Consider the following 15,129-nt stretch of genomic DNA (forward strand, 5'->3'; position numbering starts at 1 on the left):
GTTGACAAGACAACGCACGGTCCCGACATCGTCGTCGAGGGGCCTTGGGATGAGGCGGAAGAGATACGATGGATAACAAGGCCCCGAGCCTATCTGTGGGGGTGAAGCCGAAACGGGGCACGCAACTGTCCGGTTCGATCGCCATTTCCCGCGTCATCTGCATTCTCGGCATCGTCTACGTTCACGCCTGGACCGGGCTGTATGGCTGGCAGCTGGAAAGCCTCAACCATTCCTCTCAAGGCTTCCTGCGGTGGGGGCTGATTGACCTTCTGGGGCGCAGCTCGGTGCCCTTGCTCAGCGTGATCTCCGGCTGGCTGGTCGGGCCTTCGTTCGCCCGTAGAGGCCTGCGTACGTTCTATGCAGGCAAGGCGCGCGCGATTGTCCTGCCGATGGTGGCGTGGAATGCGCTGGCGATCGTATTCGTATCGGGCGCGGCCGCGCTCCATCTGATCGAAGCACCGCTGCCGACCACAGTTCTATGGACTCTCAACGAGCTTCTATGCCTGTTCAAGCCGTCTGACATCAACGTGCAGATGCCTTTTTTGCGCGATCTGTTTCTGTGCATGTTGGCTGTGCCGTTGCTTTCGCGACTGCCGGACCGTGTGCTGATCGGCATCGCAGTGGTTGTCGCGGCATGGAGTATTTCGACTATTTCCATACCCCTGCTGCTGCGCCCCTCGATCCTGATGTTCTTCATCATCGGGCTGTTGATCCGCCGCCACGATCTGGCGGAACGGATCGCGCGCGCGCCGGTCGTGTTCGCGGCAGGCGGCTATCTGGTGATGGCCGCGACGGAACTCTGGCTGGAAATGGCAGGTTCCGGCACGTTCATGAGCCGTCCGGCACCGTCCGCCGCGCTCGACCTGATGATGCGCGTGGCCACTGCAAACATGTTCTGGGTTCTGGCCTGGAGGCTGGCAGGTAGCCGTTTCGCACCCGTCCTGCTACGGATCGAGCCCTACATGTTCCTGCTGTTTTGCGCGCATCTTATCATGATCTGGCTGGGCGGCCCCTTGATTGGCAAGCTGACCGGGCCGATGGGCTCGCCGCTCTATCCGGTCCTGTTGCTGGCCCAACCCCTGATCGTGCTGGGCGCAAGCGTGATCCTGGGCAAGGCGTTGCTGGGGGTGTCTCCGGCAGCGGCAAGACTGCTGAGCGGAGGGCGGCTGCATCGCGAACGACAGCCGCGCCTCCGCGAGCAGGCGGCCTGATTACACCAGGCCGGGGCCTTCGATCTTTACGACCGGAACGATCCCTAGCCCCTGTGGCAGATGCAGCGTCAACCCGGCGTTGGTGCGGTGATGCGGCACCGGCGCACCCGTCATCAGCGAGACGTGGCGAACCTCGCCTTGCGCGCGATTCTGACCGAGCGAAGCGATAGTGATCGGTCCTGCAGGCGGCTTCAGGAAGAAGGCGTAAAGCGCGCCGTCATGCGTGGTGAAGCGCACATCCTGTGAGGAGAAGCCTTTGAAGCTGCCCTCGCTCATCATGCCGCTGGGCATGGCAGTCGGCCCTTCGCCGTAGACGCGCCAGGGGCGCGAACCGAAGACAGCCTCGCCATTCAGCGCCATCCACGCGGTGATTTCGTCGAGTATTTTCTCCTCCTCGGCATCGTGGGTGCCGTCGCCCCGCAGCGGGACCGAAAGCAGCAGGTTGCCGTTTTTGGAGATCACGTCGGCCAGTCGCTGGAGTACGGCTTCGGCACCCACATAGCTTTTCTGGGTAAAGCGGGCGCGGTTGTAGAACCAGTCGCCGATGCAGGTGTCGGTCTGCCAGGGTTCGTCCCAGAGATGGTCGGTAAAGCCGCGCTCGACATCCTGCACGAGACCGAACCGGGCCTCCGGCTTCAACTGCTTGGCGGTGAGCACCACGTCGATCTTGCCATGCCATTCGAGCGAGCGGTTGTAGTAGTCCGCCGCTGCGGCAAGGCCATAGTTGCCGAAGGGTAGCCCGACATCGTCGAAATAGCAGAAGTCCGGCTTGTACTTCGAAACGAGGTCCATCTGGCGCAGCAGCCACTGGCGAGCGAAGCGCTCGTCGCCGGGCGGGGCGGTTTCGATCCACTGGCCGTCGTTCTTGTCATGCCACTGGCCCATCGCCGCCATTGTCTCGATGCCTTCGGGGGCGACCATGTGTGGGCCGGTATAGAGTTCCTGCGGGTCGAGGCCTTCCCACCACTTGCCCTTGCCGTCAGCTTTGGTCAGCCGGAATGCGTCGTAGCGTTCGCCTTTGCGCGGACCTTCCGGATCGTAGCCATAGGCGGTCTGATACCAGTGCCAACTGTGCGAGATATGGTTGGATACGCCGAACCGAAGCCCGGCATTGCGCGCGACCTTCTCCCAGGTGCCGACGATATCTCGGCCCGGGCCTACCCGCATGGCATTCCAGGCATGGTGCGAGGAATCGAAGCAGTCGAGATTGTCGTGGTGGCAGGCAAGGCTGACGAAATACTTGGCGCCCGCTTTCACATAGCGCTGCATCAGGCTGGCCGGGTCCCAGTTTTCGGCCTTCCAGGTGTTCTGGATGTCCATCATCCCGGTGTCTGCCGGGTGGCCGTAATGCTTCAGGTGATGATCGTAGACCGGATGCCCCTGCATGTAGAGGAAGCGGCCGTACCAGTCGCCCTGCTCCGGCTGTGCCTGTGGGCCCCAGTGCGCCCAGATGCCGAACTTGGCATCGCGGAACCAGTCCGGATAGCGATAGTTGGCGACAAGCGAATTCCAGGTCGGCTCGACCGGGCCAGTGGTGACCACCGGGTTTTGGCGATTTTCCGCAAAGGCTTTCGCGGAAAGACCGGAGGCCACGGCGCCTGTCATCGTGCGCCCCATGAACTGCCGCCGGCTACCTGCATGAAAGACCATTGCTGTCGTCCTCACCCCTGTTATGGTATCGCTATCACTAGCCGTGGGAAAGTCGGCAGGCAAGGGAGGGAATGATGGGGCATTCGCGTCGTCAGGCAATCGGAATCGGACTTGCTGGCTTGGGCACAGTTGCGCTGCCGACAGAAGTTTCCGCAAAGCGCGTGGCCGATGGGGCATCTGGCTTGACGACTTGCGCCGCTCCACCAGTCCAATGGGCCAAAGGCTTCGAGGGGCAGCGCCGTGCCGATCTTGGCAATGGCACTTACCTCAATCCGATTTTGTCCGGAGATCGTCCGGATCCCAACATCCTGAAGGATGGCGAAGACTACTACGCCACCTTTTCCAGTTTCCTGTGGTATCCTGCTGTCGTCATCTGGCATTCGCGCGATCTGGTGAACTGGGTGCCGATCGGTCCGGCGCTGGAAAAGCCGATCGGATCTGTCTGGGCACTGGACATAGCCAAACACGATGACCGCTATTTCATATATATTCCGACGCTTGGCGCGCCGGATGGCAAGGGCAATCCGTTTCGGATTCATGTCATCCACGCTGAGTCGATGCATGGCCCCTGGAGCGATCCAGTTGATCTCGGGATCGAAGGCTTTGCCATTGATCCGGGGCATGTGGTCGGCGAGGATGGGAAACGCTATCTGTTTGTGAATGGTGGCAGGCGCGTGGCGCTGACGGCGGATGGACTGGCGACGGTGGGGCCGCTGGAACAGGTCTACGATGGCTGGCCGATCCCGGACGACTGGGTGATCGAGGCTACCGCGCTGGAAGGCCCCAAGCTGTTGCGCCGGGACGGCTGGTTTTACATGTTCTCGGGTGAGGGCGGCACGGCGGGACCGCCGACCAGTCACATGGTCATCGTTGCGCGCTCACGGTCCATAGATGGACCATGGGAAAATTGCCCCCACAATCCGATCGTGCGCACGGCCTCGCGTGAGGAGCCATGGTGGTCGCGCGGGCATGCGACCGCTGTGGAGGGGCCGGACGGGCGCTGGTGGCTGGTGTATCACGGCTATGAGCACGGCTTTCGCACGCTCGGGCGACAGATGCTGCTCGAACCGATGGAGTGGACTGTCGATGGCTGGCCGCGTGCGCTGGGTGGCACACTCGACCGTGCCCTTTCCAAGCCGCTTTCCGTTGGCGCCGGGGCATCGGCCCTGCCGCTTTCGACCGATTTCGCGCATCCCGAATTCGGCGCCCGGCTGACCTTCTTCGACCCGCAGCCGGGATATCTGGATCGGGTTTTCTTGGGGGACGGCCTGACGCTGCGGGGACAGGGTAAAGGCCCCGCCGACAGTTCGCCGCTTGGCCTGATCGCTGGCGAACGCAGCTATGAAATGATCGTGGACATCGAATTGCTCGACGAGGCGCAAGGCGGTGTTCTGCTGTTTTACGACAGCAAACTGTTCTGCGGTATCGGGGCCGAAGGCGACATACTCCATGCCTACAAGCACGGTGTGGTTCAGGAGTATCCTTCAGCGGGTGCGGGCGTGGGGCGCAGGCTTTCCCTGAAGCTGCAGAACGATGAAAATGTCGTGACGTTCTGGATCAGCCCGGATCGCAAGACCTGGCGCAAGATCGTCAGCTATGAAGTCTCGGGTTACAATCACAATATGGGCGACGGTTTTTTCAGTCTCCGCCCTGCCCTGTTCGCGAGCGGCGAAGGTCGCGTGCGGTTTCGCGACCTTGCTTTTCGTGCCGTTGATATGGGTTAGGCGCCGAAGAACTTCTCGAACTTGAGGTCGATGCGCAGGCCGAGCACGACGGTCGAGGGGACATTCTTCGTCGACTTGGGGGCATAGATCGGGTCTGGGTTCAGAACCCACTGCAGGTTGGGCATGATCCGCAGGCCGGGAAGTGCCGCGAAGCCGTAGTTGATTTCGCCCACGATCTCGTCGGCATGGGGAGCGCCTGTGCCGCCGGCCTTGGCGCGCACGTCGCGCAGGTGGTCGATCTCCTGATCGCTGAAATGCGTGTTGGAAACGAGGAAGTCGATGGTGTCCTCGTCTCGACCGATGAAGGTGCCGGTCTTGACGAGGCCGGCGGAGGCGAACCAGTCGATCTGCTGGATATTGCCCACGTTCCAGTACGCGCGGGCGAAGACCGCAAGGTTGCGCTTGCTGTTGCCTGCCGCGCGCGAAACCGTCTGATCCACAAGCCCGTAGATGCCTACGCGATTTCCGCCGAGCTTCTTCGCAGCCGTGCCGGTCCCCGTGTAGGATTCGCCTTGTGCATTGTAGTAGGGGCTGCTGCCACCATCGGTGTTGAGGTAGAAGCCGACCTTGTAGTTGTGCGGCAGGCGTTCGTCCTTGAACGTCGTTTCATGACCGACCTCGCCACCGATCAGCCAGCCGGAGCCTTTGCCGAGAGAGAAGTCGAGCCCATCCTTGCCCTTGAGGTTCAGATCGTTGTTGTACTCGAAGGCACCAGCCTCGACATAGCCGTGCGCGCCGATCTTGTACTTGGCACGCGCCCCCCACGATGAGTTGGGATAGGCGGTGATGCCGATATCGCTGATCGGCCCGTAGGTGGTCAGGCAACTGGCATTGGTCATGAAGTTGCAGTTGAGCGATGAGTTATTGAAGTAGCTGTTGAGCGCCATACGGCCCGCAGCGATGTTCAGGCGGCCGAAGTCATGCTCGATGTTGAACTGCGTCAGTCGCGGGCCGGAGACCGGGCGCCATGTCTGCTGGAAGCTGATCGAGTTGCCGACCACGTCGCGGGCCAGATTCTCGCCGGTGAACCAGGCACCCTGAATATGCAGCTTGGTGTTCGACCAGCCAACCAGCTTGTCGAGGTCGAGGTCCGCACCGCCGCTGACCCAGTGCGATTCGCGAAAGCCCTGACGTTCGCCGCCCACCGGATTGCCCGCGAGATTCTCGACGATGTTGAGGTTCAGCGCCACACCATCGGCCTTGAGATCGCGCAGGGCCTTGCCGATGGCGTTATGCTTGCGCCAGTCCGCCAGCGGATCGTTCGAGGACGCGGTGGTGACTGTCGGCGTCGGCTTCTGGACAGGGGGCTGGGCCGGGGGGGCAACCTGCGCGGCGGTGTCGGAAGCGGCAGCGGTAATGGCGACCTGTGCGGTCGGCACCGCGAGCGGAAGGCTCATCGGCATGGGGGACTCTCCTTGGGGGGCTTCGCCTCGACGGACGAAAGCTCGTGGTGGGAGGCCGGGATTTGCGGCGCCCGGCCTCTGGTCATGTCAAATCAGATATTGGGTTCAGGCGATGCCGAGACGGGCGCGAAGGCCCTTCGTGCCGACAGCCTCGGCAAGGACGCGCTCGTCCAGCTTGCCTTCCCACTTGGCGATCACGATCGTCGCCAGCGCATTGCCTACGAGATTCACGAACGTCAGGCCCTCGGCGAGGATACGGTGGATGCCAAGGATCAGGGCAATGCTGGCCACGGGGATGGCCCCGGTCGTGCTGAGCGTCGCTGCGAGGACCACGAATGCGGCTCCCGCTACGCCGGCAGCACCCTTGGACGTGATCAGCAGCACGGCGATCAGACCGAGTTCGTGCCAGAAGGTCAGGTGCGTATTGGTCGCCTGCGCCAGGAATACGGCGACGGTGGTGAGATAGAGGCATGTGCCGTCGAGGTTGAAGGAGTAACCGGCAGGCACGACAAAACCGACGACGCTTTCCTCGCAGCCCAGCGCACGCATCTTCTGGATTACACGCGGCAACACGGTCTCGGTCGAGGTGGTCGCGGCAACGATGACGATCTCGTCCCAGATGTAGCCGAGCAGGCGCCACAGGCTGACCCCGCACCACCAGGCGACGGCACCGAAGACAACGGCGGTAAACGCCGCGCAGACCACGAAGAATTCAAGAATAAGCTCGCCCAGCGACAGCAGCGAAGCCGCGCCGAACTGGCCGATGGTGAAAGCGATCGCACCGAATGCACCAAGCGGCGCGAAATACATGATGTAGCCGATGATGCGGAACAGCGCCTGCGACGCGCTTTCGATCACATCGACAACCGGCTTCGAGCGCTGGCCTCCTGCAGCCAGCGCGATGCCGAACAGGACCGAGATGAACAGCACTTGCAAGACGTGCCCGTCAGTAAAGGAGCTGGCGAAGGTCTTGGGGATGATGCTCATCAGGTAGCCCGAGACCGATTCGGAATGGGCGGTGCTGACGTAGGACTTGATCGAGGCGGTATCGATGGTGCTGGCATCGATGTTCATGCCGGCACCGGGCTGCCAGAGGTCGACGCCGATCAGGCCGACGATCAACGCGAGGATCGTGATGGCCTCGAAATAGATCAGCGACTTGAGTGCGACACGACCGACGCTGCGCATGTCGTTCATGCCGGCCACGCCGTGAACCACTGTCACGAAGATGATCGGCCCGATCATCATGCGGATGAGGTTGATAAAGGCATCGCCCAGCGGTTTCATCGAGACTGCGACATGCGGGGCGATAAGGCCGAGCACGATCCCGATCACGGTTCCGGCAAGAACCTGGAACCACAACTGCCCGAATATGCCGAAACGGCGGGTTGCAGTTGGGCTGGTGGAAATGCCCGAGGGCGAAGTGCCTGTCATCTTGCTCCTGTCCCGTATGGATGAGGAACCGCGGGCTGCCTCACCGGTTTCACGCCTTCGAAAATGTGTGGCGTTTGTCGTATTTCGTTCAGAAAAACGGATTGATAGCCGGAACAGCGCGCAGCCCGGCAACTTGCGCTGTCGGGAACCTTTCCTGTCCTCAATCCCGGTACGACCCGTGGACTCGCGGTGCGTTTTGCGCGCCGTCGGCTAGGATCCGTGATCCTTTGATTGTCCGTAGACCTGCGCAGACATGATTAAGCAAAGTGGTTTTGGGTACAGCCTATAAGCTAAGGCGAAATGTGCATTTGCACACTTTGACTTGGCGCAGGGTTATAGAAGCCTTTGGACAAACAAAAAACGGGCCCGCAATTGCGAGCCCGCTTCTTGAATTTCCGACAGTTCCGATCAGCCGACGAAGGCGCGCTCGATCACGAAATCGCCGGGCTTGGCGTTCGATCCCTCGACGAAGCCCATCTTTTCCAGATCGGCGGAGAGGTCGCGAATCATGTCCATGCTGCCGCACAGCATGATGCGGTCGGTAGCTGGATCGAGCTTCGCTTCACCGTCGAGTCCCTCGAACAGGCGACCGCTCTCGATCAGGGCGCCGATACGACCCGAGGTGTGGAATTCCTCACGCGTGACGGTGGGCACGTAGCGAAGCTGCTGGGCTGCTTCCTCGCTGACCAGCGGATCTTCCGAAAGACGGCCTTCCAGATCTTCGCGATAGGCAAGGTCGCTGACGCGGCGCACGCAGTGAACGATCACTACCTGCTCGAAGTATTCGTACACGTCCGGATCGCGTGCCAGCGACATCCATGGCGCCAAGCCCGTGCCGGTGCCGAGCATGAACAGGCGCTTGCCCGGCAGCAGGGCGTCGGTGACGAGCGTGCCGGTGGGCTTACGGCCGAGGTACATCTGGTCGCCCGGCTGGATTTTCTGCAGGCGCGAGGTCAGCGGGCCGTCCTCGACCTTGATCGAGAGGAACTCCAGTTCCTCGGCCCAGGCCGGGCTGGCGATCGAGTAGGCGCGCAGCAGGGGCTTCTTGCCACCTTCGCCGGGCAGGCCGATCATCACGAACTCGCCCGAGCGGAAACGGAACGAGGCCGGGCGCGAAATCTTGAAGCTGAAGAGATGTTCGTTCCAGTGCGTGACCGAAAGCACTTCTTCGACCGACAGCGCGGTGGTGGGTTCGAGACCGGTTACGGCTGCGGTCTCCTGCTGTTCACTCATGACAAACCATTCCTCAGAAAAATCGCGGGGGCAGCGTTTCATCCTCATCCGGCCGATGCGTGAAGCACTGACTGGATGCGGTGATCGTCCGGACGGGCGCAAGGCTGGAAAAATACCGCGCCGCACGAACGGACCCGGGTTCAAGCCCGGACTTTATCGCAGTGTCCCTTGGCCGAACTCGCGCCGCAGGGCAAGCGACTGTGCGCTTACGCGACCGATACATTTGCTTTCGAGGGGTAAAATACGACTTGAGAATGGTTCGCGATAACCTTGTGGGCTATTGTCGAATCGGGGAAGACAGGCGGCCCATGATCGCGGCAACATAGGCCCGGGTTTCGGCGATGTTCGGTACGCCGCCAGCCTGCTGAACCCGCCCCGGACCGGCATTGTAGGCCGCCAATGCCTTTTCGACGTTGCCGTGAAAGCGATCGAGCTGGAGGCGCAGATAGCGCGCACCGCCTTCGAGATTGGCCGCAGGATCGTTCGCATCGATGCCCATCTGCCGTGCGGTGCCGGGCATCAGCTGGGCAAGTCCGCGTGCGCCGACACGGGAGACGGCGCTCTCGTTCCAGCGGCTTTCCTGCCAGACGACAGCTTCGAGAAGGCTGGGGCTGATGTCGTACTTGACGGCGAGTTGGGCAATGCGCTGATGCCAGCGCGTCGGGCCGACCGGATCGCCAGCGATGGTCAGAGATTCCGTGTTAAGCGGAACCTCGTCTGCGAAATTGAGGCTATCGTCCACTTCGGCGATGCCGTTGCCGTCCTGATCGATTGGCGGCTCGGCCGTGCCGGACGGGGCTCCGGCGATCCAGGTATAGCCCGCGGGACCGATCTGCATCACGTCGGCCTGCGCCGAAATAGGGCACAGCGCGATGAGGGGCAGCGATAGCCCCAGCGATGTCGATCCCATTCTCAACGCAGGTCCCCCCGGATGCCCGTATGTGCGCTTTTATCGTATCGCATCACTGTGCTCAATTGTGAGTCGTCCACAGCGCAAGCGCCTCAGTCCAGCTTGAGAGCGGTGGTGATTGATCGCCAGGGCACCAGCTTGAAATTCTGCGCATCGGGCGCATTGTCACCGTCCTGTGCGACAAACACGCCGCCGGGAAATCCGGGGCCGAAATCTCCGGCCATGGCCTCGATGCCGTCGGTGTCGCTGGTGCCGTCGATTGGCCCACCGTTAATCCGGAACCGACCGGCGAGGTGGCCAGTCTTTGCATCGAACACCGCGTAGGCGTTATCGCCCTGACTGGAGGCCAGCAGCCATGTTCGCGGTCCCTCGTGGACGATGGCGAGACCTTCGACGTCTGCAGCCAGTTCGTCCACCGGTCCGACCTTTGCGAAAGCTCTGGGTGAGAGCGTATTGGCCTTCAGATTCACTTGCCAGATGCCCACATCCTCTTCGGCGAGGTAAAGGGTATGAGTGGTATCGTCGATTACGCAGCCTTCGGATTGCGTGGCCACCTTCACGCTGCGCAGGTATTCTGGAACGATCCGCCCGGCCTTCTCGATCAGCCGGTTTTCGGCAACTTCCCCGCTCTTCAGCACGACATAGGCACGGGCAAGTTCGTCTGGCGCCAATGCGCTGCCCATGCAGAAGCCATACGCTTCTGCCGGTCCATGGCTGGGTGGAAGGAAGGGTTCGCTGCCAAGTGCGGTCAGTTTCGCGCGGAGGCCATCCAGCGCGAACAGCGCGACGCGCGGGTTGGCCTTGTCCGTGCGATCGCTGGCGGCGGCCAGAATCAGGTTCGAGCCATCGACGCGGCGCACGGTGCGAAGATCGACGTTGTTCAGAGCACCTGCTGCGATGAAGTCATGGACCGCACCGTCGAGGCCGTAGACGTAAAGGCCTGCCTTCTTGTCAGTGCCGAGGATCAGGCTTTTTGCCGGATCGGTCGGGTTGCGCCAGATCGCCGGATCGTCGGCGGCATCGGTGTTGGGGGTGCCTACGGGGCTGGTTTCGATCGTCGCTGCCACGTCTGCCGCAGGATAGCGAGGGGCGGGGAGCGTCCCGGTCGTGGCGCAACCGCCAAGCAGGAGGACGGCAGGAAGAAGGGCCGGGAGCATTGCTCCCGACCCCTGCTTCAGACCTCCGACGATCATCGCGAGAGGCGCCTTCATCAGAACGTCGCCCGCACGCCGACCTTGTAGGTCGGGCCGTACTTCTCGAACTGCAGCAGACGCTGGCCGCCCGCGTAGTTCTGGTAGGCGAAGTATTTGGCGTTGTTGATGTTGATGACGTCGAAAGTCAGGCGCACGCCCTTGGTCACTTCGATCTTGCCCGAGAAATCGAGCTGGAAATGATTGTCGACCATGCGGTCTTCCTCGGCGCTGTCGCCCACCTCGTCGAGGTATTTGTCGCGATAGGTGCCGGCGAGACGCAGATCGAGCGGCCCCTTGTCGTAGCCGAGCACGACATTGAAGGTGTTGCGGGCCGACGAAGGCAGGGTGATGTTGCGCGCAACGCCATCATCGTCGAACAGCGTGCCCTTCGAGTAGGTGTAGGTGTAGTTCAACTGGGTCAGAAAGCCATCGAACGGAGCCGGAAGCATCGTATAGGCCTGGCTGTAGCTGGCCTCGAAGCCCGCCACGGTCGCCTTGCTGGCGTTCTCCGGGATACGAAGCTCTTCATAGCTCACACCATCGACCACGGCTTCGTCGCCGGTGTAGTAGCGAGTGACGATGTAGTCATCGATCGACTTGTAGAAGCCCGAGAAGGTCAGCGCGCCGTTGCCGGTGAAGTACCATTCGATGCCTGCGTCGAGGTTCCACGCCTGATAGGGCTTGAGGTAGGGGTTGCCGAATTCGGCTTCGCGATCTTCGTTGACGGTGTAGCGCGGCGCCAGGTCCGAAAGGTTCGGACGCATCAGGCTTTTGTAGCCCGCGAGACGCGCGACGATGTTGCCTTGCGGGGAATAGCGGATCGTCAGGCTGGGCAGCCAGTTGGTATAGTTGCGGGTGTAGCGGACCTGTTCGATCGGCGGCAGATCGTAACTGTCGTCATCGGTGACGAGGTTGCCGGTCAATTCGTTGTGGGTGCGCTCCATGCGCAGGCCGCCGATGACGCGAAGCGCGTCGGAGTCCCAGCGGGCGAGGGCATAGGCAGCGGTGATGTTCTCGACCGCGCTGTAATCGCTCGAATTCGAATCGACGGTCGAGCCGTACTCGTCGATTTCCAGCGTATCGCCGTAAGCTGTCATGAAGTCGCGACCGGCGGACTTTGCCAGAACCGGACCGAGGCTGATGCCGTTCAGGCGATAGGTCTGCGTGCCGAGGTAGTCCTCCATGGTGTAATCGACATCGCCAGCCTCATACGTGGTGATGGTCGCATCGTAGGATTTCTTGCGCCAGCGCTGCTTGGCACCGACCTGGATGGTGAAATCGCCCTTGTCGGTCGCAAACGTGCGGCCAAGGTCGGCCTTCAGGGCATATTCGCGATCCCGGCTGTCCGACAGGGTGGTGACGTCGGTCTTGTCGAACGTGTAGTTTGCGGGGTTGTTGACCGCATCCGCGCCGCTGGTGAGCGTATAGGTCGGGATACGGCGGTTGGCGTAATCCCAGTTTACGGCAACACCGTCGTTCTCGAACTTGCTTTCGAAGGCGATGGGATCGATCGAACCGTGCTCTTCCTCGCTCGACTTGCTGTAGCTGGCGAGCCATTTGAAGGTCCACACACCGGTATCGGTGTCGCCACCCAGCACGTAGGACTGAATACGCTGGCGCTCGAAGCGGTCCTTGAGGTCGCGCGTCACCTTGATCTCGCCGTCGGCATCGTCGAACAGGGCGGAGGTGTCGGTGCCGCTGGTCGGTGCCTCGTCGAACTCGAAAGAGGTGCGACGGCGATACTCATGATCGTCGAACTGCGCCCAGTTGCCGCGCAGGTATACCTTGGTGGTGTCGCTGGCACGCCAGTCGAACGAAAGCGCGCCGTTGATGCGCGTGCGCTCCACGTCGTAGTCACGATATTCGACGGTTGGGGTGTAGGCGACGCCGTCGTTGCTGACATCCCAGTTGTCGGCCTCGATATTGTCGGTCTCGAACTTGCGCTTGTAGTAGCTGACCGAACCGGCAACGCCGAAGTTATCGCCGAGCTTCTTGGTGAAGTCCAGGCTGCCCTTGGGTGTGATCTTGCCCGAATAGTCGTTGTAGCTGCCCTCAAGATTGACCGAGTAGGTGTCTTTCTTGCGATCGAAGGCGCTGACGGTCTTGATCTCAACCGAGCCGCCTATGGCGTCTGCGTCCATGTCGGGAGTGAGCGACTTCTTCACCTCGATTGATTCGATGGTGTCCGACGAGACGACGTCGAGGGCAACCGACCGTACGTCCGATTCGGGGGCAGGCACCCGCACGCCGTTCAGCGAGGTCGAGTTCAGGCTGGGATCTAGGCCACGGATCGAGACGAAGCGGCCTTCGCCCTGATCGTTGAGAATATTGACGCCGGGCAGTCGGCGCAGTGATTCGGCAACGTTCTGGTCGGGAAATTCGCCGACGGCATCGCGGGTGAGCACATCGGAAACGCCGTCCGCCGCCTTCTTGCGCGACAGCGAGCTTGCCTGCGTGGCAGCCTGGCCGACGACGAGAATGTCCGCATTGCCAATGCCGGTGAGCGACAGGCTGGCGTCGACCTTGCCGGTCTGCGGAACGGTGATCGTGCGGGTGATAGGTTCTGCGCCGACGTAAGTGGCCTGCAACGTATAGGTTCCGGCCGGAACCTCACCGAAAATGAAATGACCGGCGCGGTCGGTCTGGGCGGAGCGATCGAGTTCGACGATGCGGACGGTGGCGGCTTCGAGCGGACGGGTGCCGGTCGAATCGGCGATGTTGCCAGCAACCTCTCCGGCATGAGCGATAGTGGCGAACGATGCGCTGGCCATCAGGCCCGCGAGAAGGCGGAGAGAGGTTTTCATGCTTGCAGCCCCTGTTGCAACAATGCGGTTGGGGGCGCCTTAGGTGGAATGTGTGACGGTAAATCGTGACTTTGATGTCAATTCAATGACGATGCGAGTGTGCAACAGTTTCGGTATCCGCCTGACGCTATGGAGTTCTCCATCGGAAAAGCTGTGCAATTCCGTTATATTCTTATGCGTTCCGAGAAAATCAAAAGAGCGTCATCCGGCTTGATGGGGGCACAGGAGCCCTGTCATGGCGTTGATAATATGTCATGAAATCGGGCGAAACTTCGGTCGCACGCAACAAGATCCGCTCAGGTGCGAAAATCACCTGATCGTTACCAAATCACCAAGTCTGGAAGAGAGATGGTGCTGCTGGGGAGGATTGAACTCCCGACCTCACCCTTACCAAGGGTGCGCTCTACCACTGAGCTACAGCAGCGTCCGGCGGGGGACCGTTTGGTGCCCGGGACAGGGGCGCGCTAATGTCTGCGTCCGAGGGGATTGTCAAGGGCGGGTTGCACATTGTTTTGCATCGCGCCACATCGGGCAAGCCATGACCGATGAAAACCCCGCTCAAGAACCCCTTTCAAGATCGACGCGCGTGCCCGAAAGTCGCGAGGATCGCCTCGCCGCCAAGCTTCGCGAAAATCTTCGCCGTCGCAAGGTGCAGGCACGCGCCTTGCAGACCGAACCGGCATCGGGCGATGCGTCTGGTGCGACACAGGGCGCCGAACAAAGCGAATCGGGCGCTCTTTCCAAACCGGCCGTCTAAAGCTAGGGCCTGTCGCTCGGCGCGGTTTCTTCGCGTCGGCAACGTATCATGACCGTCCCGCGCGCCTCCATCGGGACATCGCGCGGCCCAATCTGCAGGAGTCCGTCGCCTTGCCACGCCTGATCCTCGTTCGCCACGGCCAGAGCCAGTGGAACCTCGAGAACCGCTTCACCGGCTGGTGGGATGTCGACCTTACGGAAAAGGGCGAGGCGGAAGCCCGCGCGGCGGGTGAACTGCTAAAGGCGAAGGGCATCGCGCCGACGGTGGCGTTCACCTCGCTCCAGACCCGCGCGATCAAGACGCTGCACCTGGCGCTGGAAGCGGCCGGTCTGCTGTGGATTCCGGAAACCAAGGACTGGCGCCTGAACGAGCGTCACTATGGTGGGCTTACCGGCCTCGACAAGGCGGAAACCGCCGCCAAGCACGGCGACGAGCAGGTCAAGATCTGGCGTCGCAGCTTCGACACCCCGCCGCCGGTCATGGAAGCGGGCAGCACCTTCGATCTCTCCACCGATCCGCGCTACGAAGGCATCGACGTGCCGATGACGGAAAGCCTCAAGGACACCATCGCGCGCGTTCTGCCGTATTACGAAGGCTCGATCGTGCCGCACCTGAAGGCAGGCGCTACGGTGCTGGTTGCGGCGCACGGCAATTCGCTGCGCGCGCTGGTGAAGCACCTTTCGGGAATCTCGGATGACGAGATCACCGGCCTCGAAATCCCGACCGGCCAGCCGATCGTCTACGATCTCGACAGCGATCTGGCCGTGCTCGACCGCTACTATCTCTCGGAGCGTTGATCTCGTGACCACT

11 protein-coding genes and 1 tRNA gene are annotated in these 15,129 nt (G+C 61.7%); 4 read left to right on the forward strand and 8 right to left on the reverse strand.

Features of this window, described 5'->3' with window-relative positions; genetic code table 11:
* Positions 1-68: 68 nt before the first annotated feature.
* On the forward strand, positions 69-1,211 hold the full coding sequence (locus tag AC3EC3_RS09460; RefSeq protein ID WP_488489378.1) for an acyltransferase family protein: 1,143 nt from the start codon (positions 69-71) through the stop codon (positions 1,209-1,211).
* On the opposite strand, the gene AC3EC3_RS09465 is transcribed toward AC3EC3_RS09460, so the two are convergent.
* Complete coding sequence (locus AC3EC3_RS09465) at positions 1,212-2,816, reverse strand: alpha-L-fucosidase (RefSeq protein WP_488489379.1); 1,605 nt, start codon at positions 2,814-2,816, stop codon at positions 1,212-1,214.
* Positions 2,817-3,043: 227 nt separating this feature from the next.
* Here AC3EC3_RS09465 and AC3EC3_RS09470 point away from each other — a divergent pair, with 227 nt between their 5' ends.
* Entirely contained in the window at positions 3,044-4,585 is a 1,542-nt protein-coding gene (locus AC3EC3_RS09470) for a family 43 glycosylhydrolase (RefSeq protein WP_488489380.1), read from the forward strand.
* Here AC3EC3_RS09470 and AC3EC3_RS09475 read toward each other — a convergent pair.
* From AC3EC3_RS09475 to AC3EC3_RS09505, 7 genes are all read right to left on the reverse strand, one after another.
* A complete protein-coding gene (locus AC3EC3_RS09475) occupies positions 4,582-5,982 on the reverse strand; it encodes a carbohydrate porin (protein ID WP_488489381.1) in 1,401 nt (466 codons plus the stop codon). The genes AC3EC3_RS09470 and AC3EC3_RS09475 overlap by 4 nt on opposite strands.
* Positions 5,983-6,093: 111 nt before the next feature.
* Complete coding sequence (gene dctA, locus AC3EC3_RS09480; protein WP_488489382.1) at positions 6,094-7,422, reverse strand: C4-dicarboxylate transporter DctA; 1,329 nt, start codon at positions 7,420-7,422, stop codon at positions 6,094-6,096.
* A 408-nt stretch (positions 7,423-7,830) separates the two neighbouring features.
* Positions 7,831-8,655: a ferredoxin--NADP reductase gene (locus AC3EC3_RS09485; RefSeq protein ID WP_488489383.1), complete on the reverse strand. Its 825-nt coding sequence runs from the start codon at positions 8,653-8,655 to the stop codon at positions 7,831-7,833.
* A gap of 277 nt (positions 8,656-8,932) precedes the next feature.
* Positions 8,933-9,565 (reverse strand): lytic transglycosylase domain-containing protein, encoded by a 633-nt coding sequence (locus tag AC3EC3_RS09490; RefSeq protein WP_488489384.1) that lies wholly within the window; start codon positions 9,563-9,565, stop codon positions 8,933-8,935.
* Positions 9,566-9,657: 92 nt separating this feature from the next.
* On the reverse strand, positions 9,658-10,776 hold the full coding sequence (locus AC3EC3_RS09495) for a phytase (RefSeq protein WP_488489385.1): 1,119 nt from the start codon (positions 10,774-10,776) through the stop codon (positions 9,658-9,660).
* A complete protein-coding gene (locus AC3EC3_RS09500; protein ID WP_488489386.1) occupies positions 10,776-13,562 on the reverse strand; it encodes a TonB-dependent receptor in 2,787 nt (928 codons plus the stop codon). Before AC3EC3_RS09500 ends, AC3EC3_RS09495 begins: the two co-directional genes overlap by 1 nt.
* A 349-nt stretch (positions 13,563-13,911) precedes the next feature.
* Positions 13,912-13,986 (reverse strand) — tRNA-Thr (locus tag AC3EC3_RS09505).
* A 162-nt stretch (positions 13,987-14,148) separates the two neighbouring features.
* Here AC3EC3_RS09505 and AC3EC3_RS09510 point away from each other — a divergent pair.
* Positions 14,149-14,319: a hypothetical protein gene (locus AC3EC3_RS09510; RefSeq protein WP_488489387.1), complete on the forward strand. Its 171-nt coding sequence runs from the start codon at positions 14,149-14,151 to the stop codon at positions 14,317-14,319.
* A 110-nt stretch (positions 14,320-14,429) separates the two neighbouring features.
* On the forward strand, positions 14,430-15,116 hold the full coding sequence (gene gpmA / locus AC3EC3_RS09515) for a 2,3-diphosphoglycerate-dependent phosphoglycerate mutase (protein WP_260925869.1): 687 nt from the start codon (positions 14,430-14,432) through the stop codon (positions 15,114-15,116).
* Positions 15,117-15,129: the final 13 nt, after the last annotated feature.

The sequence above is a fragment of the Novosphingobium sp. BAM6 genome (assembly GCF_057784955.1).

Coding starts and splice junctions, on each gene's coding strand:
- AC3EC3_RS09465 (WP_488489379.1), bottom strand. CDS start 2,816: ATGACAGGCGCCGTGGCCTCCGGTCTTTCCGCGAAAGCCTTTGCGGAA.
- AC3EC3_RS09490 (WP_488489384.1), bottom strand. CDS start 9,565: ATGGGATCGACATCGCTGGGGCTATCGCTGCCCCTCATCGCGCTGTGC.
- AC3EC3_RS09495 (WP_488489385.1), bottom strand. CDS start 10,776: ATGAAGGCGCCTCTCGCGATGATCGTCGGAGGTCTGAAGCAGGGGTCG.
- AC3EC3_RS09500 (WP_488489386.1), bottom strand. CDS start 13,562: ATGAAAACCTCTCTCCGCCTTCTCGCGGGCCTGATGGCCAGCGCATCG.
- AC3EC3_RS09485 (WP_488489383.1), bottom strand. CDS start 8,655: ATGAGTGAACAGCAGGAGACCGCAGCCGTAACCGGTCTCGAACCCACC.
- dctA (WP_488489382.1), bottom strand. CDS start 7,422: ATGACAGGCACTTCGCCCTCGGGCATTTCCACCAGCCCAACTGCAACC.
- AC3EC3_RS09460 (WP_488489378.1), top strand. CDS start 69: ATGGATAACAAGGCCCCGAGCCTATCTGTGGGGGTGAAGCCGAAACGG.
- AC3EC3_RS09475 (WP_488489381.1), bottom strand. CDS start 5,982: ATGAGCCTTCCGCTCGCGGTGCCGACCGCACAGGTCGCCATTACCGCT.